The sequence below is a fragment of the Streptomyces goshikiensis genome (assembly GCF_014650555.1).
In the GTDB taxonomy this organism is placed as follows: Bacteria; Actinomycetota; Actinomycetes; order Streptomycetales; family Streptomycetaceae; genus Streptomyces; species Streptomyces goshikiensis.
Window position 1 is genome coordinate 675244 of sequence record NZ_BMVE01000003.1, and the last position, 22877, is coordinate 698120.

Genomic DNA, 22877 nt, shown 5'->3' on the forward strand with positions numbered 1-22877 from the left:
TGTAGGAGACACCCCCGTGATCGAGCTACGCAGCGACACCTTCACCCTGCCGTCCCCCGCCATGCTCCGCGCGATGGGGCAGGCGCGGCTCGGCGACGACGTGTACGGCGAGGACCCGACCGTCAACGCCCTTGAGGACCGGGCCGCCGGACTGCTCGGCAAGGAGGCCGCCTGCCTCATGCCGAGCGGAACGATGGCGAACCTCGCCTCGATCATGACGCACGCACCCCGCGGGTCGAAGGTCCTGGTCGGAGCCGAGAGCGACATCTACGTCTACGAGGCCGGCGGCGCCTCCGTCTGCGGCGGGGTGGTGTACGAGCCGGTCGCCAACCAGCCCGACGGCCGGCTGGCGCTGGAGGACCTGCGGGCGGGGTTCCCGGACGACCCGGAGGACCCCCAGTTCGCCCTGCCGTCCCTGATCTGCCTGGAGAACACCCAGAACCGCTGCGGCGGCGTGGTGCTGTCCATGGACTACCAGCGCGAGGTGCGCGCGTTCGCCGACGAGCGCGGGGTCGCCGTCCACATGGACGGCGCCCGGATCTTCAACGCCGCCGTCGCCCTCGGCAAGCCGGCCGCGGAGATCGTGCGCTACGCGGACTCCGTCCAGTTCTGCCTGTCCAAGGGGCTGTCCGCGCCCATCGGATCGATGGTGGCGGGGGACACGGAGTTCATCCGCGGCGTCCGCCGGGTCCGCAAGATGCTCGGCGGCGGCATGCGCCAGGCGGGCCTCCTCGCGGCCGCGGGCCTCGTCGCGCTCGACGGCGCAGACCGGCTCGCCGACGACCACGACAACGCCCTGCGGCTGGCCAAGGGGCTGGCCGACACCGTCGGCATCGAGGCCGATCCGGCCGCCGTCCAGACCAACATCGTCATGTTCCGGGTGACGGCCCCCGGGTTCACCTGGCAGACCTTCGCCGACGCAGCGGGGCGCCTCGGGCTCGCCGTGGCCGAACTGGGGCACGGCCGGCTGCGCGCCGTCACCCACTCGGGGGTGACCTCCGCCGACGTCGACGAGGCGGTCGCGATCGTCCGGCGCGTCCTGTCCACCGGAGCGGAGGCCTGAGATGACGGCGCACGAAGCGGCACCCACCGCGTCCGAGATGCGCGACGCCCTGCTGCGAAAGCTCCGCGGCGGCAAACGCGACGCCTTCGCCGCCGGCGCCATCGCGAGGGCACCGCGCACCGGCCCCGTCCCGGCGTCGAGCGCGCAGGAACGCCTGTGGTTCCTGGACGAGCTGTACGGCGCGAACGCCGCCTACAACGTGGCGTTCGCGGTCCGTCTCGACGGCCCGCTGCGACTGGACGTACTGCGGGAGAGCCTCGACCGGCTCGTCGCCCGGCACGAGGCCCTGCGCACCCGCTACACCAAGCCGGGCGAGCGGCTGTTCCAGGTCATCGCGCCCGTCCTGACGCTCGACGTCCCCTGCGTCGACCTCTCCGGACTCGACGAGGCCGGGGCCGAGGCGGAGGTGCGGGGGCGGCTGGCCGCCGAGAGCCGCGTCCCGTTCCCCCTGACGACCGAGCCGCTGGTGCGCGCCCGGGTGTACCGGACCTCCGCCACCCGCCACCACCTGTTCGTCAACTTCCACCACAGCATCACCGACGGCTGGTCCGAGGGGATCTTCTTCCGGGAGCTGTGGACCCTGTACGAGGCGGGCGCCGCCGGCCGGGACGCACGCCTGCCCGACGTGCCCCTGCAGTACGCCGACTACGCGGTGTGGGAGCACGGCGCGGGCGCCACCGCCGACGTCGAACGCCAGGTCCGCTACTGGAAGGACCGGCTGGGCGGGGACCTGCCCGTCATGGACCTGCCCGCCGACCGGCCGAGGCCCGCCGTCCCCAGCTTCCGCGGCGCCTCCGTCGCCGTGGACGTGCCCCCGGACCTCTCGCGGGAACTGGACGAGCTGAGCCGCCGCGAAGGGGTCACGCCCTTCGTGGTCCTGCTGACGGCGCTCAACGCCCTGCTCCACCGCTACACGCGCGAGCGGGACGTCGTCGTCGGCACACCGGTCGCCAACCGGACCCGCCCGGAACTCGAAGACACCATCGGGTTCTTCGTGAACACCGTCGCCCTGCGCACGGACCTCTCGGGCACCCCCACCTTCGCGGAACTCCTGCGCCGCACCCGGGACGTCGCCCTCGAAGCGCAGGACCACCAGGAAGCGCCCTTCGCGCGGGTCGTGGAGGAGGTCGCGCCCGGGCGCGACCCCGGGGTCAACCCGCTGTTCCAGGTCCTGTGCAACCACCTGGACTTCGAGGGCGCCTGGCAGGTCGGGGAGGTGACCGCGGAAGTCGTCGACATCGCCGACCAGTCCACCCGGTTCGACCTCGAACTGCACACCGAGAAGCGGGAGTCCGGCTACCTCTGCCGCTTCGTCTTCGCGACCGACCTGTTCGACGAGGCACGGGTACGGCGGATGGCCGACCACTACCTCACCCTGCTGGCCGGGGCGGTGCGCACCCCCGGACAGCGGGTCGACGAGAGCGCGCTGCTCCCGCCCGGGGAGCGTGAACTGGTCCTGGAGACCTGGAACGACACGGCGCGGCCCGTACCGGACCGGACGGTCGTCGAGCTGTTCGAGGAGCAGGCGGCACGGACCCCCGGGGCCACCGCGCTGATCTTCGAGGAGGACTCCCTCTCGTACCGCGAACTCAACGAGCGGGCCAACCGGCTGGCCCGCTCACTGGTCGAACACGGCGCGGGCCCCGAACGGATCGTGGCGCTGACCCTGCCCCGCTGCCTCGACACGTTCGTCGCCATGGTGGCCGTCCTCAAGGCCGGCGCCGCCTACCTGCCGGTCGACCCCGACTACCCCGACGAGCGCGTCGCCTACATGCTCACGCACACCCGGCCCGCCCTCGCCCTGACGCACACGGCGCGCCTGGGCGGCCTGCCCGCCGCCACCCCGGCGATCCGCCTCGACACCGCCGAGACCGCGAAGGACCTCGCCGCGCGCCCGGCAGGGAACCTGAGCGACGACGAGCGCGGCGGCCCGCTGCGGGACGCCCACCCCGCGTACCTGATCTACACCTCGGGCTCCACGGGACGGCCCAAGGGCGTCCTCATGCCGCACGAGGGCCTGCGCAACATGCTCGCCGCCCACCGCACCGCGTTCCCGACCGGAGGCACCGGCACCCGCACCGCGCAGTTCTGCTCCATCGGCTTCGACTTCTCTGTCGAGGAGGTCCTGGCGACCCTGCTCCAGGGCAAGACCCTCGTGGTCCCCCTGGACGAGGTCCGCCGCAGCGCGGAACAGCTCGCCCTCTGGATCGAACGCCACCGGGTGAACGAGCTGTTCGCCCCGACCGCCGTCATCGAGGCCCTCTACGAGAGCGCGCGCGAGCAGGGCCTGCCCCTCGACTCCCTCACCGACGTCATCCAGGGCGGCGAGGGCCTCACCCTCGGCCGGCGGATCCGCGGCTTCCACCCCGCGGGCTCCGGACGGCGCCTGCACAACGTGTACGGTCCCGCCGAGACCCACGGCGTCACCATGTACACGCTCCCCGACGACAGCGCGGCCTGGCCCGCGGCCGCACCCCTGGGCAGCCCCATCGGCAACACCCGCGCCTACGTCCTCGACGACCGGCTGCGCCCCGCGCCCGTCGGCGTGACCGGCGAGCTGTACCTGGCGGGCCCCTGCCTCGCCCGCGGCTACGCCCACCAGCCCCGGCTGACCGCGGAGCGGTTCGTGGCCTGCCCCTTCGGCGGCCCCGGAGAGCGCATGTACCGCACCGGCGACCTCGCCCAGTGGCAGGAGGGCGGCGTCCTCCAGCTGTTCGGCCGCTCCGACGAGCAGGTGAAGATCAGGGGTTTCCGGGTGGAGCCGGGCGAGGTGGAGGCGGTCCTCGCCGCCCACCCCGCCGTGGCCCAGGCGGCGGTGACCGTACGCCAGGACCGGCCCGGCGACAAGTACCTGACGGCCTACGTGACCCCGGCGGACGGAGCCGCCCTGGACCTCGGGACGCTGCGCGCCCACCTCGCCGGCCTGCTGCCGGCCTTCATGGTCCCCGCCGCCCTCGTCGAGCTCGACGCCCTGCCGCTCAGCCCGAACGGCAAGCTCGACCGCAAGGCGCTCCCCGCCCCCGACCGGGGCGCGCCCGCCGGCCGGGGCCCGCGCACCGAGGCCGAACGGCTGCTGTGCGGGCTCTTCGGCGAGGTCCTGGGCCGCCCCTGGGAGAACGTCGACGACAGCTTCTTCGCCTTCGGGGGCCACTCCCTTATGGCGACGCGGCTGGTCACCCGCATCCGGACCGAGTGCGGGGTGGAACTGCCGCTGCGCGCCGTGTTCGAGAGCCCGACCGTGGCCGGACTCGCACCCCGCCTCGGCGACCGCGGCGCCGCCCGCCCCGCCCTGGAGCCCGGACCCCGGCCGGACGTCGTACCGCTGTCGTACGCACAGCGCAGGCTGTGGTTCCTCAACCGGTTCGAGGACCAACGCGCGGTCTACAACATGCCCTGGGCGCTGCGGCTCACCGGACCCGTGGACACCGCGGCCCTCGAAGCGGCCCTGGCCGATCTCCTGGAGCGCCACGAAAGCCTGCGCACCGTCTACCCCGAGGTCGCGGGGGAGCCGTACCAGCGCATCCTGGCGCCGGAGGAGGCCAGGCCGCCCCTGCTGAGGCACGACGCCGCAGCGGCGGGCGGAACGCCGGACAGGACGCCGGGCGGCCTCGCCGAGGCGGTCGCACGCGCGGCCGCCGAGGGCTTCGACGTCACCGCGGACCTGCCGCTGCGTGCCCACCTTTTCACCGAGGGGCCGGGGGCGCACGTCCTGCTCATCGTCGTGCACCACATCGCCTGCGACGGCTGGTCGATCGGTCCCCTCTGGCGGGACCTGGGCGCCGCCTACACCGCCCGGTGCGCGGGAGCGGCCCCGAGCCAGGACCCGCTGCCCGTCCAGTACGCCGACTACGCCCTGTGGCAGCGGCGGATCCTCGGCGCGGCCGACGACCCCCGCAGCGCCCTCGCCCGGCAGACCACGTACTGGAGGGACGCCCTCGCGGGCCTGCCCGACGAGCTGAACCTGCCCACCGACCGGCCGCGCACGCCGGAGGGCGACCACCGGGGCGGCATGGTCCCCTTCGAGGTGCCCGCCGCGCTGCACCGGCGCCTCGCCTCACTGGCGGAACGCACCGGCGCCAGCACCTTCATGGTCGTCCAGACCGCCCTCGCGGCCCTGCTGTCCCGGGCGGGCGGCGGCGCCGACATCCCGCTCGGCACCCCCCTCGCCGGCCGCACCGACGAGGCCCTCGACGATCTCGTCGGGTTCTTCGTCAACACCCTCGTCCTGCGCACGGACACCTCCGGCGACGCCACCTTCGCGGAACTCCTGAGCCGGACCCGCTCCGGCAGCCTGTCGGCGTACGCGAACCAGGACCTGCCGTTCGACCTGCTGGTGGAGGCCCTCAACCCGGCCCGCTCGGTCAGCCGGCACCCGCTGTTCCAGGTGATGCTCGCCTTCCAGAACAACGCGGGCGGCGAGCTGGAGCTGCCGGGGCTGCGGGTCGAGGACTACCCGTTCGAGCTGCGCCACTCCATGTTCGACCTGCTGTTCAACATCACCGAACACCGCGACGCCGATGCCGCCCCCGCCGGCCTCGGGGGCTACGTCACCTACCGTCTCGACCTGTTCGACCGCAGCACGGCCGAGTGGCTCACCGCGGGCCTCATCCGCATGCTCACCGCCCTGGCGGCCGACCCGGACCAGCGCCCCGGCGACGTGGAACTCCTCGACGCCGAGCAGCGCCGTACGCTCCTGACCGACTGGAACGCCACCGACCGCCCGCTGCCCGACGCGGGCCTCGCGGAACTCGTCGAACGGCGGGCGGCCCGCACGCCCGGGGCCCCCGCCGTCAGCTTCGGCGAACAGACCCTGACGTACGAGGAACTGAGCGCCCGCGCCAACCGCCTCGCCCGCCACCTCGCGGCCACCGGGGTGGGCGCCGAGGACGTCGTCGGCCTGCTGCTGCCGCGCACCCCGGAGCTGGTGGTCGCGGTCCTCGCCGTCCTCAAGGCGGGCGCCGCCTACCTGGCGCTGGATCCGGAGCAGCCCGCAGAGCGCATCGCGTACCTCCTCGGGGACGCCGCGCCGACGCTGACCCTCACCACCGCACCGCTCGCCGAACGGATCCCGGACGGGTCACCGGTCCGACGGCTGTGCCTCGACGAGCCGGAGGCGGCCGCGGCCGTCGCCGGGCAGCCCGCCGCGGACCTCACGGACGCGGACCGGGCGCGCCCCCTCTCCCCGCTCGACCCGGCGTACCTCGTCTACACCTCCGGCTCGACCGGCCGCCCCAAGGGGGTGCTGATGCCCGGCAGGACCCTGGTCAACCTGCTGACCTGGGAGGGCAGGACCCGGCCGGCGCCGGCCGGCGGGCGCACGGCGCAGTTCACCACGCCGAGCTTCGACGTCAGCACCCAGGAGATCCTCGCCACCCTGCTGGACGGTGACACCCTCGTCATCCCGGACATGGACATCCGCGGCGACTTCCCCGCCTTCGTGCGCTGGGTCGACCGGGAGCGGATCACCCGCCTCTACGCGCCGAACGTGGTGATCGAGACGCTCTGCCAGATCGCCGAGGAGGAGGACCTCCGGCTGGCCTCGCTGCGCCGGGTGGTCCAGGCCGGCGAGGCGCTGGTGCTGACGGAGCGCATGCGGCGCTTCTTCGCCGACCGGCCGCGATGCCGCCTGGAGAACCACTACGGACCGGCCGAGACGCACGTCACCACCGGTTTCGCACTGCCGGCGGACACCGCCGCCTGGCCGTACACGGCGCCCATCGGAGGCCCCGTGGACAACACGCGGGTCTACGTCCTCGACGACGGGCTGCGCCTGCTGCCGCCCGGTGTCCCGGGCGAGCTGTACATCGCCGGAGCGGCGCTCGCCCGCGGCTACGCCGGCCGCCCGGGACTGACGGCGGAGCGCTTCGTCGCCTGCCCGTTCGGGCCCCCCGGGGAGCGGATGTACCGCACCGGCGACGTGGTGGCGTGGACCGCGACGGGCCGGCTGAAGTACCGGGGACGCGCCGACGACCAGGTCAAGGTGCGGGGCTTCCGCATCGAACTGGGCGAGGTGGAGGCCACCTTGGCCGGCCACCCCGGGGTGGCCCGGGTCAAGGTGCTCGCCGAGGACCATCCGACGCGGGGCCGGCAGCTCGCGGCCTACGTCGTACCGGCGGCGGGGGCGGAGCCGCCGACGGCTCAGGACCTGCGGGAGCACGCCGGCCGCTCGCTCCCCGGCTACATGATCCCGGCGCGCTTCGCCGCCGTGGACGGCTTCCCCTCCTCGCCGAACGGAAAGGTGGACGCCAAGGCCCTGGCGGCGCTGGGCAAGGAGCTGCCCGCCCAGGAGGCGCACACGCCCCCGGCGACCGCCGCGGAACGGGCGATCGCCGGGGTGTGGCAGGAACTGCTCGGCACCGAGGGGATCGGCGCGCACGACAACTTCTTCGCGCTGGGCGGCCATTCGCTGCTGGCGACGCAGGCGGTGTCGAAGATCCGTACGGCCCTGGGGGTCCCGCTGTCCATGCGGGAGTTCTTCGCCCACCCGACCGTCGCGGCCCTCGCCCGCGAGGTCGAGGGCCGGGCCGGTGCGCCGGATGCGCCCGACGGACCCGAGGTGCGCGTCGTACGCCGGACCAGGACCCGCACCACGCTCTGAGCACCCGCGAGGGGAGGCCCGCCCGCGCCGGCCTTCCCTCGGCTCAGGCGTCCCTTCGGCTCAGGCGTCCACGGGCCGCCAGGCCGGGCCCTCCCCGCCCTGGCGGACCTGTCCGAACACCACGTCGGCGAAGTGGACGCCGAAGCCGATGGTGCCGGGCTCCGCCAGCTCGGCTACGAGGCGGCGGCGGTGCTCCGCGGTCCGGGTGAGGTCGTGGTCGAAGGCCGAGGACCAGTCGGGGTGGTCGATCTGGATCGGCGAGTGGACGGCGTCACCGAAGGCGATCAGGCGCCGTCCGCCGCCGGTGATCACGTACTCGGCGTGCCCGACGGTGTGCCCGGGGGTGATCCGCACGTGCACGCCGGGGAAGACCTCCTGCCCCTCCGTGACGGTGCGCACGCGCGGCGCGAGGGTTTCGGCCTGCGCCGTCATGCCCTGGGCCTCCAGCAGGTCGCGCCGGTCCCACTCGGGCTCGGAGACCAGGTACTCGGCGTGGGCGAACACGGGCTCGCAGGCCCAGCCGAGGTGATCGGAGTGCAGGTGGGTGAAGGCCACGGCCTCGATGTCCTCGGGGCGGCGGCCGAGAGCGGCCAGGTTCTGCGCGAACGCACCCCCGTGGATCACGCCGAGCGGGCCCTCGGGAGCTTCGAGCCGCTGCGGGCCGAAGCCCGCGTCGATCAGCAGCGCGCGGTCGCCGTGCTCCACCAGCAGGCCGCCGACGCTCCCCACGAGGTGACCGGTGGCGTCCAGGTACTCCGGGTGCGCGGCCCAGACCTCGTCGGTGGTGTCCTGGAGCAGCTCCAGCGGCCGGAGCCGCACATCGCCGTCGGGCACGTACGACACCTTCGTGTCGCCCAGCCGGATCGAGCGGATACCCGCCGGCCGACGCAGCCGCTCGTCCTGCAACACCGTCAAGTCGGGCATGGGTTCTCCTTTGTGAGGCATCGTCAGATCTTCGCCGCGGGCTCTCCCGGGGCGACGAGGCCAACCATAAGCATCAAGTTCGAATCATTCAAGTTGTAAATATGTTGGCTTGACGGTTTTGCTAGGGTGGTGGCATGACGACGCCCGCGGACACCCAGGCCATCGCCGAGCGACAGCTGTGCGGTCTGGTGAACGGACTGGCCCAGCGGATCGCCGAGCACGTACGGGAGAGAGCCGCCACGCTGGGCCTCACCGCGTCCCAGGCGACCGCGCTGCGGGAGATGAGCGGGCCGATGACCATGAGGGAACTCGCCGAGCGCATGAGCTGCGAGCCCTCGAACACGACCTTCGTCGTGGACAAGCTGGAAAAGCAGGGCCTGGTCGAGCGCCACCCCCACCCCACCGACCGCCGCGCCAAGCACCTCGTCCTCACGGCCGAGGGCGCGGCCCTGCGCGAACGTCTCCTGGGCCTCCTCGTCGTGGACTCCCCGCTGTCCGGTCTCACCCCCCAGGACCAGCGCGTCCTTCACGGCCTGCTGGCCCGGGCCATCACCGGCTCCTGACCCGATGCCGCCGCGGCGACCGGCGGCTCGCTAGCCGTTCTGGTCAGTGCCGCTGTCGTTCTGGTCGTTCTGGTTGTTGTTGCTGTTGTTGTTCTGATTCTGGTTCTGGTCGTTCTGGGTCGTCTCGTCCTCGTTCGTCGTCATGCCCTTGAAGCCGCTGCACTCGGTGTGCTGATTGGCCTGCGTCACGGTGTACCGGGCGTTCTCCACGTTCATCATCTGGAATCCGCCGTTCTCGGCGATGGTGAACGTCCCGCCCGCGGCCGTCGGCGACGACAGGAACGCCTGTCCGGGCGTGAAGCCGCCTCCGGACAGGTGCACCTTCCCGTTCTCGAAGACTCCGGAGATCGAGCAGGTGGCCGCCGGCGCGGCCAAGGCCCCGGACCATGCCAGCGCGGCCGGGGCGACGAGGAACGAGCCGGCCATCACAGGGGTGAGCAGCAGCAGGCGTATCCGTCGGTTCGACATGCTTCCTCCCGGACGGGGGTGGGGGAGGCGGCTCGGCCGCTCGGCCGGAGCCTGCGCACCGGGCCGCGGAGTATCCGTCCCTCTCATCCTCCCCCGCCCCGGCCGGGGTGTCGATCGGCGTCAGGGCGGGTCAGTCGTCCAAGGCGTCGAGCACCTCGCCCAGGTCCACGAACTTGAAGCCCGTCGCGGTGCGCGGGCCGTCCTCGGGGCCGTCGTGACCGTCCTGGACCACGAGCAGGCCGTGGGGGAAGGCGCGGCCGAGGGGCTGGTTCAGCGCCGCGGCCCCGTCGCACTCCTCCGAGCCGTCGAGGTCCCGCGAGCGCGCGGTGATCCGTACGCCGCCCTCGTACGCGTGGCCGTCCTCGCGCTCGCGGTCGTAGAAGGCGAAGGTGTCGTCGCCCTGGCTCGACGCCATGAGGTAGCCGTCGCCGTGTCCCTCGTCGACGAGGGTCAGCCCCTCCACGTCGGCGCTCAGGCGGCGGCCTCCGTAGCCCGGGTCGGCGCCGGCCGTGCACTCCTCGGTCTCCGCGTCGTACACGGCCGGGACCCCGTACTCGCGGACCCGGTCCACCAGCACCGGCGCCGAGGTCAGATCGGCCCGCACCTGCCAGATGCCCACGTCCTCCTGGCCGGCGTAGAGGGTGCCGTCGGCGGGGTCGACCACCATGCCCTCGACCTGGGGCCGTTCGCCCGGCTCCCCGCAAGGGGTCCATGACGCGCCGTTCGGCAGCCGGAAGGAGGAGGGCAGGTCCAGGGTCCGCACCAGCCGGTAGCCGACCGTGCCACCGGGGGCGGCGGTCAGTTCGAGCAGCGCGATCCGGGTCTCGTGGCGGCGGCTGACCAGGGCGTAGGAGCGGCCGGTGGCCCGGTCCGTCCAGGTCGCCAGGCCGTACGCGGTGCGCTGGTCGTTGATCTCCCCCTGCGAGGCGGAGAAGACCGGGGGCACGGCCGGCGCGGTGACGTCCGTCAGCGGGCCGCCCGGGCGGTCGCGGTCGATGCGGTAGAAGCGGAGCCGGTCGTTTCCGCGGTCGGTGACGACGGCGAGATCCGCCCGGCCGGTCGACAGGCGCATCCGGTGGACCAGGTCGACGTTGTTGAACCGCCCCGGCGAGTCGCCCGGCCCCGGCCCGCCCGGCGCCGGCAGCGCCTGCACCTGACGCGCCCCGAGGTCGTACACCCGCAGGCCGCCCTCCTTGGCCGTGGCGACGACCAGACTGCGGCCGGGGTCGGCGTCGTTGCGCCAGATGGCGGGGTCGTCGGCGTTGGCGTTGCCGCCCCGCTCGTCGTCGAACAGCGCGGCGGTCTCCGCCACGGGGGTGACGGCGGGCAGTCGGCCGCTCTTGTGGCCGCCCGGCGCCGAAGCGGGGGCGGCCGCGGCGGGGCCGGCGAGGACGGCGAGGGCCGAGGTCAGGGCGAGAGCGGCCGCGGCGGGGCGGGCGGGACGGAGAGGGTGCACCAGGAGGCTCCGGAGGTCGGTCGGACAGGTGTGCGGCAATGGCGGCTGAAGACTGGAGCCCCCGCGTTAAGGACTCGTCGTCGCCGGGTGACGGACAGTCATGCACGACATGAATACGACGTGCGGGCAAGCCGGTTGCGGATCCGCCGGGGTTCCGCCGCTCGGGCGTGCCTGCGCTCCGACGACCCCGCGCGAGGGCCGGCCGCGCCCGCGGGTACCGTCACAGGTGTGAGATCCCCGTCCTCCCCGATGGACGGAGCAACGAGCGGGTGTGGATGGACGGCATAGAACAGGCGCGGCGGACGGTACTGCGCCCGCGCGGGCTGGTGGACCTGCGCGGACGTGAGGTGCGGGCGGACCGCCTGCACTATCCGCGGGGCGCGGTGGTGGTCGTGTCGGGCCTGCCGGGCAGCGGCAAGAGCACCCTGCTGCGCGCCTGGTCACCCGGTGTGCTGCTGGTCGACCCGCGCGACGTGCGCGAGGCGTACCAGGCCCGGATGCCGGCCCGGATCCCCTACGCGGTGTACCGGCCGTGGGCCCGCCTCGCCTACGTACGGCGGCTGCGCGAGGCGCTCGCGACGGGGCAGCCGCTGCTCGTCCACGACTGCGGGAGCCGCCCCTGGATCCGCCGCTGGCTGGCCCGGTCGGCGGCGTCGCAGGGCCGCGAGCTGCACGTGGTGATGCTCGACGTGTCGGCCGCGGACGCGCTCGCCGGTCAGGAGGCGCGCGGCCGGTGGGTGCCGGCCAGGGTGTTCGCGCGGCACCACCGGCGGCTCACCCGGCTCGTACGACACCTCGGCGCCTCCCCGGAACCGGCCGAACAGGGCACCGTGCCGGTCCCGGACAGCCTGTCCGAGGCCGCCTCGGTGCTGGTACTCGACCGAGCGCTGCGCGGGCGGTTCACCACCATCGGCTTCGACCGGACCCAGGACGCCCCCGCGCCCTCCCTGCCGGCCCCTCGCCCCGAGGCGACGGGCCGGCCGGCGGCTACAGCGCTTCGCCGGCCACCCTGTCCAGGAACGTCTGCAGCGCGGCCAGCTGCCGCTCCACCGCCTCGGTGAATTCGACGCCGGCCTTCTTCGCGTCGACGCCCGCGGCGCCCCGGTCGTACCTGTCGGTCGCCAGCTTCCCCACGCGGGCGGAGAGGGCGCCGACCTTTTCCAGGTCCCGCCTGCCGTCCAGCGTCGTCACGAGGCGCACCGTCGTGTACGCCCGCGAGAGGTCCGTGTTGGCGGGCGCGTACTTGTCCTCGAACTGGCGCCGCCGGTCCTCCGCGCTCTTGGCGGGGTCCAGGCTCACGTTCAGCATTTGCGTGGCCTGCTGCACGTACCTGTCGGTGCTGGCCGAGAGGTCGACGTAGGCCGCCCGCCGGATGTCCGCCCGCCGCGCGGCGCTTTCAGCGCGGTGCGTGTCCTTGGCCTCGAAGTACGCGAGCGTGCTCCCCGCGAGGCCGGCCAAGGCCCCGATCAGTGCTCCCGCGAGCACGGCGGAGGTGGTGCCCCGCCGGTTCGGCCGCTCGCCGGTGCTGCCGCCCGCCCTGTCCTTCTTCTCCGCCATGACGTACTCGTACCGCGGCGGAGGGGGCCCGGCACCTGCCACCACCTGTTGGCACGAACGCGCCGTGGGCGCCCGCAGCCGCCCGCCGCCGCGCCCGCGCCGAGGGGCGGCTCCGGCTCCTCCCCTCTCACCCGGCGAGGGCGACGAGCCTGCGGTACTCCAGTTGGTCCGCCCTTCTGGCCGTCAGGTGCACCCGGACGCCCGGGAGCAGTTCCTTGAGGGATTCGTAGCCGGCCGTGTAGGCCTCCTCGTGCGCGGTGGCCGCCGCCGGGACCCAGAGGATCAGGAGCCGTTCGCTCCGGCGGGTGCCCTCTGGGCTGGCGAAGGACAGTTCGTGGACGATCAGACGCGGTTCGTCGTCGGGCAGGGCCTGGACCATCTCGTCGTGGGTCAGGTTGCCCTCGACGTCGAGTTCCAGGGCGCCGGGATGGTGCGGGTAGCACAGGACCACGGTGTTGATCTCCCGTGTCTCCTTCAGGTGCTGGAGGGCATCGAGGCTCTCTTCGGAAAGGGGGGTCGGCTGGTTCACGCGTACCTCGCTTCGCTCATGGCCAGGGCCCCGTGATCAACGACGGGCCCCCGGCGACGGGCACGGCCGGGCCATCCCGCCCGGCCCCGCCCGGTCCCGCGCGAGCGGCCCGAGGGCGGCCGCACCCGACGCGGGCGTCAATTCGGTGGTGCGCCGTCCGGTGGCATGCCTAAGGTGACACCGCGACCGCGCCCCCGATGCGCCCGGCTGCGGCTACTTCCTTCAGACAACCAAGTGACGCCGCCGCCCCCTTGATCTCGGGTGGCGCGGCCGTCTTCGCTCCGGGCCCGCGAACCCACCGGCCGGGGCCTTTCCGTACCTCTGGATCCGGGGGGATTCACTGCCTCGTCACACCCCACGCGTCTCGAAGATCTGGTCCGAGATGCTCGTCGCCCCGCACGTCTCGGCGGCCGCCCGCACCCGGCCCGAACCATGGGTGCACGACCCCACCACACGGTTCTCCCGCACCTACGAGGGCGGCCCGGCCTTCGCCCGGGAGCCCAGGGACGAGCTGTTCCTGCTGGCCGTCGGCAACTTCGTCTCCCAGCGGACCTTCTACGAGAGCGGCCGTGAGCGCGACGACCGGTACGCCCGCCTCGTGGGCCGACTCGCCGTCGAGGACCCCGAATGGACGGCCGGCCTGCTGCGCTGGCTGCGCGGCGAGGGCAACATGCGCACGGCGTCCCTCGTGGGCGCCGCCGCGTACGTCAGGGCCCGGCTCGCCGCCGGATCGTCCGGGGGACCGACCAACCGCTCCGTGATCGACTCGGTGCTCCAGCGCGCCGACGAGCCCGGAGAACTGCTCGCCCACTGGACCGCGTCGTACGGGCGCAACGTGCCGCAGCCCGTGAAGCGGGGCATCGCCGACGCCGTGCGCCGGCTGTACTCCTCCAGGTCGCTGCTGAAGTACGACACCCCCTCCAAGACCTTCCGCTTCGGCGACGTGCTCAACCTGGTGCACGCGTCCCCCGACCCCGACAAGCCCTGGCAGGGCGCGCTCTTCCGGCACGCCCTGGACCGGCGCCACCACCCGGAGAAGGCGGTCCCACCGGCCGGCGACCGGCTGCTCGGCGCGCACCGGGCGCTGATGGAGCTGCCGGTGGAAGAGCGGCGGGCCGTGGTGACCGGGCCGGGCGGTGCCGAGCGGCTCGCCGCGGCCGGCCTGACCTGGGAGGCCCTGGCGGGCTGGCTCCAGGGGCCGATGGACGCCGCCGTCTGGGAGTCCGTGATCCCCTCGATGGGACCGATGGCACTGCTGCGGAACCTGCGGAACTTCGACGAGGCCGGGGTTTCGGACGAGACGGCGGCCGGCGTCGCCGCACGCATCTCGGACCCCTCCGAGGTCGCCCGGTCCCGGCAGTTCCCCTTCCGCTACCTGGCCGCCCACCGGCACGCGCCGTCGCCGCGCTGGGCGGTCCCGCTGGAACGCGCCCTGGGCCACGCGCTGGCCAACGTACCGGCGCTGCCCGGCCGGACGCTGATCCTGGTGGACAGGTCGGACTCCATGTTCTGGGACACCGTCTCCGAGCGGTCCACCCTGAACCGGGCGGACGCGGCCGCCGTCTTCGGCGCGGCGCTGGCGATGCGCGCCGAACAGGCGGACCTGGTGGAGTTCGGCTGGTCCAGCGCGGCGGTGCCCTTCGCCGCCGGGGAACCGGTGCTGGAGGTGCTGAAACGGTTCCACAGCCTCGGCGGCACCCACACCGCGACGGCGGTCCGCGCCCACTACGCGGGGCACGACCGGGTTCTGATCGTCACCGACGAGCAGGCCGCGCACCGGGGCCGGGGCCGGGGCGGCCCGGCGGAACCGGTACCGGCCGAGATCCCGGTCTACACCTGGAACCTGGCGGGGTACCAGCCCGCCCACGCCCCTCAGGGCCCCCACCGGCACACCTTCGGCGGCCTCACGGACGCCGCCTTCCGGATGGTCGGGCTCATCGAGGCGGGCCGCGCCGCCGCCTGGCCGTGGACCGCCGGCCCACCCGAGCGGACCAGGCCCTGACCACCGGCCGCCGCTCTGGCGCTGCCGGGTGAGGGGGGCGCCACGGAGGCCCGTACCGGCGGTGTGCGTTTGACAGGCTTCCGGCGGCTGGCAGGGTGGTGGGCGGGGGTTACCCGGTTGGGAGATCCGTCATGACCTCACGCTCGGCGTGCCGCATCACGGCGCGGCAACTGCCGCTCAGGCTCACCGTAGGCGCCTTCTTCCTGAACTCCGGCCTGTCGAAACTCCATACGGACCGGGCCGGCGCCGAGGGGCTACAGCAGTTCGCCGCCGCCACCTATCCCTTCCTCGGCAAGCTCGACGCACAGCGCTTCGCCCGGCTGCTCGCGGCCGGGGAGCTCGCGATCGCCGGGGCACTGCTCGTGCCGGTGGTACCCGCCGTCGCGGCCGGGGCCGCGCTGACCGCCTTCTCCGCCGGTCTGCTCGGGCTCTACCTGTGCACGCCCGGGATGCGCCGCGAGGGGAGCCTGCTTCCCACGGAGCAGGGAACGGCGCTGGCCAAGGACGTCTGGCTGCTCGGCATCGGTGCCTCCCTCGTCATCGAGGGCGTGACCGAACACCGCTGAGCCCGAGCCCTGCTCCGCCCCGCCTCGCCGGCCACCCGAACGGCCCTCAGGCGGGCCTGCCGTCCCCGTCCTCCAGCGCAGCCACCAGCTGCGGCAGGTTGCCGCCGGCCGCGATGAGGGCCAGGTGGTCGTGGAAGTCCCGGCTCTCGACGATCAGTCCGTCGCGGACCCGCAGTATCTGGACGTTCGCGGTTTCGAAGCTCCGCCCGGTCGCCCGGTGGTGGACCCGGTAGTCCCACTCGGCGACGACCACCTCCGGGTCGTCGGTCTCCCGCACGAGCACGTTCGCCGGGGTCAGCCGCACGGGCCGGCCCGCGGAGACCTCCGCGAACCGCGCCTCCAATACGGCCCGGCCCTCGAAGCGGCGCGGCCCGACCGGCTCGAAGACGGTCTCCACGACGGCGTCCGGCGCGTAGAGCTCGGCCAGCTCCGAGAAGCGCTCGGCGCTGATGCGCTCCAGCAGCGTGTGGAAGACCTCTCGTGGTGACAGCGTTTTGGGCATGATCAACCTCCGGCGGGACCGGCCGCTAGAATCGGACTGGCGGCTCCGTTTTCAACGATACGGACTGGCAACTCCGGTTGTCCAGATGGCACTTCGGCCGCTCGCGAGGGAAGGCGGAAGTGAATGAGCGGCGGTCAGGAGCGCCCGCTGCGGGCGGACGCGGCCCGTAACCGGGCCAGGGTCCTCGATGTCGCCACGGAGGTGTTCGCCACCCGTGGCGTCGGCGTGTCGACCGAGGAGATCGCGAGGGCCGCGGGCGTCGGGGTCGGCACGCTCTTCCGGCACTTCCCGACCAAGGAGGCGCTGCTGGCGGCGGTGATGGTGCGCAGGCTGGAGGCGATGGCGGCCATGACCGCGCGGCTGGCTGACCGGGACGGTCCGGCCGAGGCCTTCTTCTCCTGCTTCCGCCTCGTGGTGGAGCAGTCGGAGGGCAAGAGTGAGTTCGTACGGGCGCTCGCGGCGGCCGGCGTGGACGTGCACGCGTCGCTGCAAGAGTCGACCCGGGAGATCCAGACCCGGCTGGCCGGCCTGCTGTCCGAGGCGCAGCGGGCCGGGGCGGTCCGCCCGGAGCTGTGCATGCCGGAGCTGCTCGCCCTCCTGGTCGGAACCGGCGCGATGGTCGAGCAGCTCAGCGCGGACCCGGCGGCCCGGGAGCGGATCTTCGACGTGGTCTTCGACGGCCTGCGGCCCCGCTGACCGGCCGGTTACGCGCCCGGCGCGAGGGCGCCGATGTTGCCTCCGAGCTGCCGCATCCGGGACCCGCGGCACTACCGCCGGAGACTGGGCCTCGCTGTCCGCGAAGCGCTGGGGCGGACCGTTCAGTGCGGTGCACCACCCGTCGGGGCGTTGTCCCGCCCTGAGCGCAGGGGGCGACCGGCAGGAGCGGCGCGCTGCCGAGCGCGGGCGGCCGTACGGTGTCCCCGTCGTCGGCCGGCCCGGTGCGGCAGAACGAGCCGTCGGCGGAAGTGGAGGTGGTCACGGCCACCCGGGCGGGCCCTTCTGTCGGGCGTCCGTCCGCATCGGGCGCCGCCCGCGCCGGGTGACCCGAGCCCGGCGGGGGCCGAGGGACTCGAAGGCTTGACAGAACCCATCAAACTGATGACACTCGAAGTGCAACTTGTTTTGATGTGGGACTCGACCCTCGGGGGTCAGGAGGCAGTCGTCATGCCGATCAGCCGCATCGCAGAGGGGCGGGCGCGAGAGTACGTCCGCCCTGCCGTCTACGCCCTCGCGGGGATCGTCATGGGTGTGGTCTGGGCGCTCGGCTCGGACACACCCGCCTGGGAGCACGCGCTCCGCGTCCTCGCCCTCGTCGGGTGCGTGGTGGTGGTCATGACGCCGCTGCGTCGTCGCCGGGCCCGCCTCGGCCGGCCGGTGGACCACCGGCTGCACTCCAGCCTGCTGCTGGGGAAGGTCCTCCTGGTCGCGGCGGCCCTCGTCGTCGACGACCTGCTCGGTCGGTGGATCTCCGATCCCAGCCTGATCACGGCGGCCCTGCTGGCCGTGACCATCGCGGTGGGCGGCCCCGCCCTGCACCGCAAGCTCTCGCACGTCGCCCCCGCCCCGACGGCACCCCCCGCACCGGCGGAGCCCCGGGTCCTCTGCACGGTCGAGGCCCATGGCGGGCACGGGCACGAGTGACCCGCCCTGAACCGTCCTGAACCGCGCCGGGGGCCGGGCCGCGCGGCCCGGCCCCCGGCGCGGTTCGGTGGTGTTACTCGGGCTGGGTCACGGTCAGGGACCAGCGGGTGGTCCGCGTCGAGGCGTCGACGACGATCGTGAAGTCGCCCGGCCGGACCACGCCCGCGGCCATGCTCGCCGTGCCGACCCCGGCGCCGCCGGAGGCCGGGCATTCCACGTCGAACGCGGCGACGATCGTCCCCTTGGAGTCCATCGTCACCCGTACGTCGCCGCCTCCGTCACACGCCACCGTGAGGACGGTCGGCAGGTCGATCGAGGCCCCGCCCGAGGCGACGCCGCCGTCGCCCCGGAACTCGTCCACCCACACCAGACCGTCGGGCCCCGGGTGCGGGAGCATCCCGCCGTCCGCCGCGGCCGCGGGCCCGGCGCCGGCCAGGCCGGCCGCCACGAGGGCCGCCAGCGTCGTCAGGGTCGCGGTCTTCTTCGCATGCATCGCGTCTGCTCCTTGATGTTCCGTCATGGAGTAGACAGTGTCTACTGATGGGGGAGCCGCGCGCCTGAGTACGCGTACTCAGATGTGCGGGCTACCAGGGGATCTCGCCGGCGTCATCGAAGAACGTCCCGCTCGGGCCGCCGTCGGGCAGCGTGGCGAGACGGATCGCGACGGCCGCGCCCTGCGCCGGTGTGCGGGGGCCGTGGAAGCCGTTGAAGTCGGTGGCGACGAGACCCGGACAGGCGGCGTTGATCAGGATGTCCGTGCCGGCCAGCTGCCTGGCGTACTGCACGGTGACGGCGTTGAGGAACGACTTCGACGGTGCGTAGAGCCCCATGACCGGGCCGATCTCCACGTCGGGATCGGCCTGATGGGTCAGGGAGGCGAGCCTGCTGGAGACGTTGACGACGCGCGGCGCCGCCGAGCGCCGCAGCAGCGGCAGCATCGCGTTGGTGACCCGCATGACACCGATGACATTGGTCTCCACGACCCTGCGCAGCTCGCCGAAGTCGGCCGCTGTCGGGTCCTGCGCCCACCCCGTCCCCAACTCTCCCGATATCCCGGCGTTGTTGACCAGCGCGTCCAGGCGCCCGGCCTGCCGCTCGATCAGCTGGGCGGCCTCGGTGACGCTCCCGTCGTCGGTCACGTCCAGCGGCACCCCGAAGGCGTCCGCCCCGCCCGCGCGCAGCTTCTCCACCGCGACCTCGCGGCGGGCCCGGTCGCGGGCCCCCACCGCCACGCCGTAGCCGAGGGCGCCCAGTCCGGCCGCGATCTCAAATCCGATGCCCTTGTTCGCGCCGGTGACCAGCGCGATCTTCTTCTCGCTCATGGCTTCGATGCTGCCCGCGCGGCGAACGGCACTCCAACACCGATCCGGTCTCCTGTGATACCCGGCGGGTATCACCGCAGTACGCTGGGGTGATGGACCCCCTGGAGACCCGTGAGCTGCGCTACTTCGTGGCTGTCGCCGAGGAACTGCACTTCGGCCGCGCCGCCGAGCTCCTCGGCATGGCCCAGCCGCCGCTGTCCCGGGCGATCCAGCAACTGGAACGGCGCCTGGGCGTAATGCTGCTGGAGCGCACCCGTCGCGGCGTCGCCCTCACCGGCGCCGGGGAAGTCCTGCTCGACGAGGCCCGCGCCACCCTCGACGCGGCCGCCGCCGCGGCCCGCCGCACCCGCCGCGCCGCCTCGCCCCGCAGCCGGTTGGTGCTGGCGGCGAAGGCCGCCGGCTCCCACGAACTCCTGCGGAAACTGCTCGACGCCTACGCCGCCGAACCCGACGCGGCCGAGGTCGAGGTGGTGCTGTGTGGAATCGGAGAGGAGACGCGGCTGTTGCGCGACGGACGCGCCGACGCGGCCCTGGTGCACCCGCTGTTCAGCTCCCTCGCGGGCTTCGACAGCGAGGAACTGCTGACCGAGGACCAGGTCGCCGTCCTGCCCGCCGAACACCCCCTCGCCGCACGCCCGTTCCTGTCCATGGCCGAGGTCAGCGACGTTCCCGACCTGCCGATGCCCCGCTGGCCCCACCCCGACGGCAGCTATCCGCCCGGCCCGGGCCCCGAGATCCGTGACCCGTCCCAGCTGGCCCAGCTGATCGCCCTCGGACGTACCCTGGCCGTCATCCCCGCCTCCGCCCGCGCCTGGCTGTGGACCGCGCACACCGCGGTCCCCCTCACCGACGCACCCCCCGTGACCACCCACATCGCCTGGCCCCCGCACAGCCGCTCCCGTGCCCTCGCCGGACTGATCCGTACGGCGACCCGGCTGTGAAGAGGCAACGCGCCGTACTTTGACGACGGCGACGGCGACGGCGACGGCGGCGGACGAGGCGTCAGGCGGGCAGGGCGGCGAGCCAGCCGGTCAGGAGCCGGTTGATCTCGGCGGGGCGCTCCTGCTGGATCCAGTGCCCGCAGCCGTCGAGGACCTCGGAGGTGACCAGGCCGGGCAGGGTGGCGGGATACGCCTTGATCGCGTCGGCCATCCACGTGGTGGAGGCGTCCAGGGCGCCACCGGCGAACAGGGACGGCTGGGTGATGGGGGCCCCGTCGAAGCGGGCGAGATCCTCCCAGTCCCGGTCCATGTTCCGGTAGCGGTGGAGCGCCCCGCTCATCCCGGTCCGCTCGAACTCACCGGCGTAGAAGTCCAGTTCGTCTTCGCTGAGCCAGCCGGGCAGCCGGCCGGCGGGGAACCGGTCGCGCAGCCTGCCGCCCCGGCTGATGAAGTGCGGGTCGGGCGCGCCGGGCCCGGCCGTGGTGTCGCCGGAGAACGCGGCGTAGATGCCCGCGAGCCAGCCGCGCACATCGGGCTCGATCTCGGCCTCGGCCCGGCCGGGCTCCTGGAAGTAGGCGACGTAGAACTCCTCGTCCCCGCCCATCCGCGCGAAGACCTCGCTGGGCCGCGGGCCGCCGCGCGGGGCATAGGGAACGCTGAGCATCCCCACCGCGCGGAAGACGTCCGGCCTGAGCAGGGCGGAGTTGGCGGCGATGACCGACCCCCAGTCGTGGCCGACGACCACCGCGGACCGCTCGCCCAGGGCCTCCACCACGGCGGCGTTGTCCTCCACCAGCTCCAGCATCCGGTACGCCTCCAGGTCCCCGGGCTTGGAGGAACGGCCGTAGCCGCGGACGTCGATCGCGGCCGCGCGGTACCCGGCCGAGGCCAGGACCGGCAGTTGGTGGCGCCAGGAGTACCAGGACTCCGGGAAACCGTGCACGAGCAGCACCAACGGCCCGGCGCCCTGCTCCACCACGTGGATCCGGCCCCCGGGCGAGGGGACCATCCGGTGCGTGACGTTCATGGCCTGCTGCGACATGAATCCTCCAAGATTCCCGACCCGCTGTGCGCCAAGGTCGCCACGATCATGAGAGTGACGACGCGGGCGGGGCGAGCCTTGTTGCCGTTCCGGCAAATCCGGCGGGCCGGGCCCGGTCAGAGCTGGACGATGACGAGGGCGGTGTCGTCGGTGGTGCCCACCGTCGGGAGCAGGTCGAGGAGGAGCGCGTCGGCGAGCGCTTCGGGGGCGGTGCCGCGGTGGTGGATGAGGGAGTCGGCCAGACGACCCAGGCCGGTGTCGATGTCCTCGTGCCGGCGCTCGATGAGGCCGTCGGTGTAGAGGACGAGGGTGTCGCCCTCGGTGAAGGTGGTGGTGGCCTGGGGGCGGGCGATGTGCTCGGGGCGGGCGCCGAGCGGGGGATCGGTGGCCTGGTCGAGGAATTCGACGGTGCCGTCGACGTGGAGCAGAGCGGGCGGAGGGTGGCCGGCGCTGCTGTACGTGATGGTGTGGGTGTCCCAGTCGACGCAGGTCTCGACGGCGGTGGTGTTCTCGGCGCCTTCCACGGAGCGTGCGTACAGCCCCAGCACCTCCAGGGCCTGGGCGGGGCCTTCCGCGACGCGGGAGGCGGCGCTGAGGGCACTGCGGAGCAGCCCCATGACACCGGCGGCCTGGAGGCCGTGTCCCACGACGTCCCCGACGGCCACGCCGATGCGGTCTCCGGGCAGATCGACGAGGTCGTACCAGTCGCCGCACACGTTGAGGGATCCGACGGCCGGCTGGTAGCGCACGGCGGCGCGGTGGTGGCCGATGGGGCCGAGGGCGGGCAGCATGGCGTCCTGCAGGGCGAGGGCGACCTCGCGTTCGCGGGCGTGGGCGGCGCGCAGCCGTTCGTTGCCCTCCTGTAGCTCCCTGGCCCGGGCGTAGAGCTCGGCTTCCAGCACCTGGGTGCGGCTGCCCCGCGAGCCGCGGGCCTTGATGAGCTCGGTGACCTCCTCGACCCGGTGTACGAGCAGCACCACCTGGCCGTCCGGTCCGAGCACGGGGGCGTTGACCGTGCTCCAGTACCGCTCCTCCCACTCGCCCGGCCGCTCCAGGGACTCCACGTCGTAGCGCTGCAGCGCCATCGCGTCCCGCTCGCCGGTGGCGAGCACCCGCTGGAGTGACGCCCGCAGGTTCCGCGCGCCGCTGGCGGCGGGGTCGCCGGGGTTGTCGGGGAAGACGTCGAACAGGTATCGGCCCACCATCAGCCCGCGCGTCCGGCCGGAGATCCGCAGGAATTCCTCGTTCACGTCCGCGTAGGTCATCTCGGGGGTCAGCAGCGCGATCATGCCGGGCAGTGCCTGGAACACCGCCGAGTAGTCGATCCCTGCCTCCGCCATGGCCCTGCCTCAGCGCTCGATGCCGTGTGTGGTTCCCACGATAGAAGCCGGGCGGGAGGAGTGCGGGGGTGCCGCGCGGGGATACGGCCGGTTGCGGTGCGTGACAATCGGGTGCTTCGGGGGTGAGGCGTCCCATAGGACCCAGGTCACATACGAGTAGGGCTAGTATCCCCCGTTCCGGCCGTAACGACCCCCGCGGGCGGACCGGACTCGGGCCTCCCGGCCCCCCGCTCCGATGTCGGCTAGTAACGGGGGTCGTTGCCAGGGCAGCGGCCGGCTGGCTAACTGGGTGATGTCGCCGGGCGGTACGGGTGTTTCACCCGGAGCCCGCGGATCCCCTCTCCACCCGTGTGAGTGGTTCAC

At 73.6% G+C, this 22877-nt stretch carries 19 protein-coding genes; 9 read left to right on the forward strand and 10 right to left on the reverse strand.

Annotated elements, in window-relative coordinates; all coding sequences use genetic code 11:
- The first annotated feature begins 16 nt into the window (after positions 1-16).
- Positions 17-1063 (forward strand): GntG family PLP-dependent aldolase, encoded by a 1047-nt coding sequence (locus IE248_RS13205; RefSeq protein ID WP_037799075.1) that lies wholly within the window; start codon positions 17-19, stop codon positions 1061-1063.
- Position 1064: 1 nt separating this feature from the next.
- Positions 1065-7661, forward strand: a complete 6597-nt coding sequence (locus IE248_RS13210) for a non-ribosomal peptide synthetase (protein WP_190030797.1) — start codon at positions 1065-1067, stop codon at positions 7659-7661.
- Positions 7662-7721: 60 nt separating this feature from the next.
- On the opposite strand, the gene IE248_RS13215 is transcribed toward IE248_RS13210, so the two are convergent.
- Positions 7722-8585 (reverse strand): MBL fold metallo-hydrolase, encoded by an 864-nt coding sequence (locus tag IE248_RS13215; RefSeq protein WP_100580739.1) that lies wholly within the window; start codon positions 8583-8585, stop codon positions 7722-7724.
- Positions 8586-8719: 134 nt separating this feature from the next.
- Between IE248_RS13215 and IE248_RS13220 the strand changes: the two genes are divergently transcribed.
- Positions 8720-9148 carry a MarR family winged helix-turn-helix transcriptional regulator gene (locus IE248_RS13220; RefSeq protein ID WP_008737096.1) on the forward strand — a complete coding sequence of 143 codons (429 nt, stop codon included), beginning with the start codon at positions 8720-8722 and terminating at the stop codon, positions 9146-9148.
- A 30-nt stretch (positions 9149-9178) separates the two neighbouring features.
- Here IE248_RS13220 and IE248_RS13225 read toward each other — a convergent pair whose 3' ends face one another.
- Entirely contained in the window at positions 9179-9616 is a 438-nt protein-coding gene (locus tag IE248_RS13225) for a hypothetical protein (RefSeq protein ID WP_073796438.1), read from the reverse strand.
- Positions 9617-9746: 130 nt separating this feature from the next.
- Complete coding sequence (locus IE248_RS13230; protein WP_190030845.1) at positions 9747-11075, reverse strand: phytase; 1329 nt, start codon at positions 11073-11075, stop codon at positions 9747-9749.
- Positions 11076-11347: 272 nt separating this feature from the next.
- Between IE248_RS13230 and IE248_RS13235 the strand changes: the two genes are divergently transcribed.
- Entirely contained in the window at positions 11348-12133 is a 786-nt protein-coding gene (locus tag IE248_RS13235; RefSeq protein ID WP_229895285.1) for an AAA family ATPase, read from the forward strand.
- Here IE248_RS13235 and IE248_RS13240 read toward each other — a convergent pair.
- Both IE248_RS13240 and IE248_RS13245 read right to left on the reverse strand, forming a co-directional pair.
- Positions 12060-12629: a hypothetical protein gene (locus IE248_RS13240; protein WP_100580736.1), complete on the reverse strand. Its 570-nt coding sequence runs from the start codon at positions 12627-12629 to the stop codon at positions 12060-12062. The genes IE248_RS13235 and IE248_RS13240 overlap by 74 nt on opposite strands.
- Before the next feature lie 127 nt (positions 12630-12756).
- On the reverse strand, positions 12757-13158 hold the full coding sequence (locus IE248_RS13245; protein ID WP_100580735.1) for a cofilin family protein: 402 nt from the start codon (positions 13156-13158) through the stop codon (positions 12757-12759).
- A 382-nt stretch (positions 13159-13540) separates the two neighbouring features.
- On the opposite strand from IE248_RS13245, the gene IE248_RS13250 reads away from it, so the two are divergent.
- Positions 13541-15160 carry a TROVE domain-containing protein gene (locus IE248_RS13250; protein ID WP_190030799.1) on the forward strand — a complete coding sequence of 540 codons (1620 nt, stop codon included), beginning with the start codon at positions 13541-13543 and terminating at the stop codon, positions 15158-15160.
- A gap of 131 nt (positions 15161-15291) precedes the next feature.
- Positions 15292-15726: a MauE/DoxX family redox-associated membrane protein gene (locus IE248_RS13255; protein WP_190030800.1), complete on the forward strand. Its 435-nt coding sequence runs from the start codon at positions 15292-15294 to the stop codon at positions 15724-15726.
- Positions 15727-15772: 46 nt separating this feature from the next.
- Here the strand turns inward: IE248_RS13255 and IE248_RS13260 are convergent, their stop codons facing one another.
- Positions 15773-16228: a nuclear transport factor 2 family protein gene (locus IE248_RS13260; RefSeq protein WP_190030801.1), complete on the reverse strand. Its 456-nt coding sequence runs from the start codon at positions 16226-16228 to the stop codon at positions 15773-15775.
- Between the two features lie 123 nt (positions 16229-16351).
- On the opposite strand from IE248_RS13260, the gene IE248_RS13265 reads away from it, so the two are divergent.
- Positions 16352-16924: a TetR/AcrR family transcriptional regulator gene (locus IE248_RS13265; protein ID WP_190030802.1), complete on the forward strand. Its 573-nt coding sequence runs from the start codon at positions 16352-16354 to the stop codon at positions 16922-16924.
- Positions 16925-17392: 468 nt separating this feature from the next.
- Entirely contained in the window at positions 17393-17869 is a 477-nt protein-coding gene (locus IE248_RS13270; RefSeq protein WP_100580731.1) for a hypothetical protein, read from the forward strand.
- Positions 17870-17942: 73 nt separating this feature from the next.
- Here the strand turns inward: IE248_RS13270 and IE248_RS13275 are convergent, their stop codons facing one another.
- Positions 17943-18362: a hypothetical protein gene (locus IE248_RS13275; protein WP_229895286.1), complete on the reverse strand. Its 420-nt coding sequence runs from the start codon at positions 18360-18362 to the stop codon at positions 17943-17945.
- Positions 18363-18453: 91 nt separating this feature from the next.
- The gene (locus IE248_RS13280) at positions 18454-19191 is read right to left on the reverse strand and encodes an SDR family oxidoreductase (protein WP_190030803.1); all 738 of its coding nucleotides are present in this window, start codon (positions 19189-19191) and stop codon (positions 18454-18456) included.
- A 92-nt stretch (positions 19192-19283) separates the two neighbouring features.
- Here IE248_RS13280 and IE248_RS13285 point away from each other — a divergent pair, with 92 nt between their 5' ends.
- Entirely contained in the window at positions 19284-20132 is an 849-nt protein-coding gene (locus tag IE248_RS13285; RefSeq protein WP_190030804.1) for a LysR family transcriptional regulator, read from the forward strand.
- A gap of 61 nt (positions 20133-20193) precedes the next feature.
- On the opposite strand, the gene IE248_RS13290 is transcribed toward IE248_RS13285, so the two are convergent.
- Positions 20194-21174 (reverse strand): alpha/beta fold hydrolase, encoded by a 981-nt coding sequence (locus IE248_RS13290; protein WP_190030805.1) that lies wholly within the window; start codon positions 21172-21174, stop codon positions 20194-20196.
- 116 nt (positions 21175-21290) lie between these two features.
- The gene (locus IE248_RS13295) at positions 21291-22514 is read right to left on the reverse strand and encodes a PP2C family protein-serine/threonine phosphatase (RefSeq protein WP_073796427.1); all 1224 of its coding nucleotides are present in this window, start codon (positions 22512-22514) and stop codon (positions 21291-21293) included.
- Between the last annotated feature and the right edge of the window lie 363 nt (positions 22515-22877).

Bases quoted from the DNA above. Each gene is read 5' to 3' on its own strand.
- IE248_RS13210 (WP_190030797.1), top strand. From the start codon at position 1,065: ATGACGGCGCACGAAGCGGCACCCACCGCGTCCGAGATGCGCGACGCC.
- IE248_RS13215 (WP_100580739.1), bottom strand. From the start codon at position 8,585: ATGCCCGACTTGACGGTGTTGCAGGACGAGCGGCTGCGTCGGCCGGCG.
- IE248_RS13220 (WP_008737096.1), top strand. From the start codon at position 8,720: ATGACGACGCCCGCGGACACCCAGGCCATCGCCGAGCGACAGCTGTGC.
- IE248_RS13225 (WP_073796438.1), bottom strand. From the start codon at position 9,616: ATGTCGAACCGACGGATACGCCTGCTGCTGCTCACCCCTGTGATGGCC.
- IE248_RS13235 (WP_229895285.1), top strand. From the start codon at position 11,348: ATGGACGGCATAGAACAGGCGCGGCGGACGGTACTGCGCCCGCGCGGG.
- IE248_RS13240 (WP_100580736.1), bottom strand. From the start codon at position 12,629: ATGGCGGAGAAGAAGGACAGGGCGGGCGGCAGCACCGGCGAGCGGCCG.
- IE248_RS13250 (WP_190030799.1), top strand. From the start codon at position 13,541: ATGCTCGTCGCCCCGCACGTCTCGGCGGCCGCCCGCACCCGGCCCGAA.
- IE248_RS13255 (WP_190030800.1), top strand. From the start codon at position 15,292: ATGACCTCACGCTCGGCGTGCCGCATCACGGCGCGGCAACTGCCGCTC.
- IE248_RS13260 (WP_190030801.1), bottom strand. From the start codon at position 16,228: ATGCCCAAAACGCTGTCACCACGAGAGGTCTTCCACACGCTGCTGGAG.
- IE248_RS13265 (WP_190030802.1), top strand. From the start codon at position 16,352: ATGAGCGGCGGTCAGGAGCGCCCGCTGCGGGCGGACGCGGCCCGTAAC.
- IE248_RS13270 (WP_100580731.1), top strand. From the start codon at position 17,393: ATGCCGATCAGCCGCATCGCAGAGGGGCGGGCGCGAGAGTACGTCCGC.
- IE248_RS13275 (WP_229895286.1), bottom strand. From the start codon at position 18,362: ATGCATGCGAAGAAGACCGCGACCCTGACGACGCTGGCGGCCCTCGTG.
- IE248_RS13280 (WP_190030803.1), bottom strand. From the start codon at position 19,191: ATGAGCGAGAAGAAGATCGCGCTGGTCACCGGCGCGAACAAGGGCATC.
- IE248_RS13285 (WP_190030804.1), top strand. From the start codon at position 19,284: ATGGACCCCCTGGAGACCCGTGAGCTGCGCTACTTCGTGGCTGTCGCC.
- IE248_RS13290 (WP_190030805.1), bottom strand. From the start codon at position 21,174: ATGTCGCAGCAGGCCATGAACGTCACGCACCGGATGGTCCCCTCGCCC.
- IE248_RS13295 (WP_073796427.1), bottom strand. From the start codon at position 22,514: ATGGCGGAGGCAGGGATCGACTACTCGGCGGTGTTCCAGGCACTGCCC.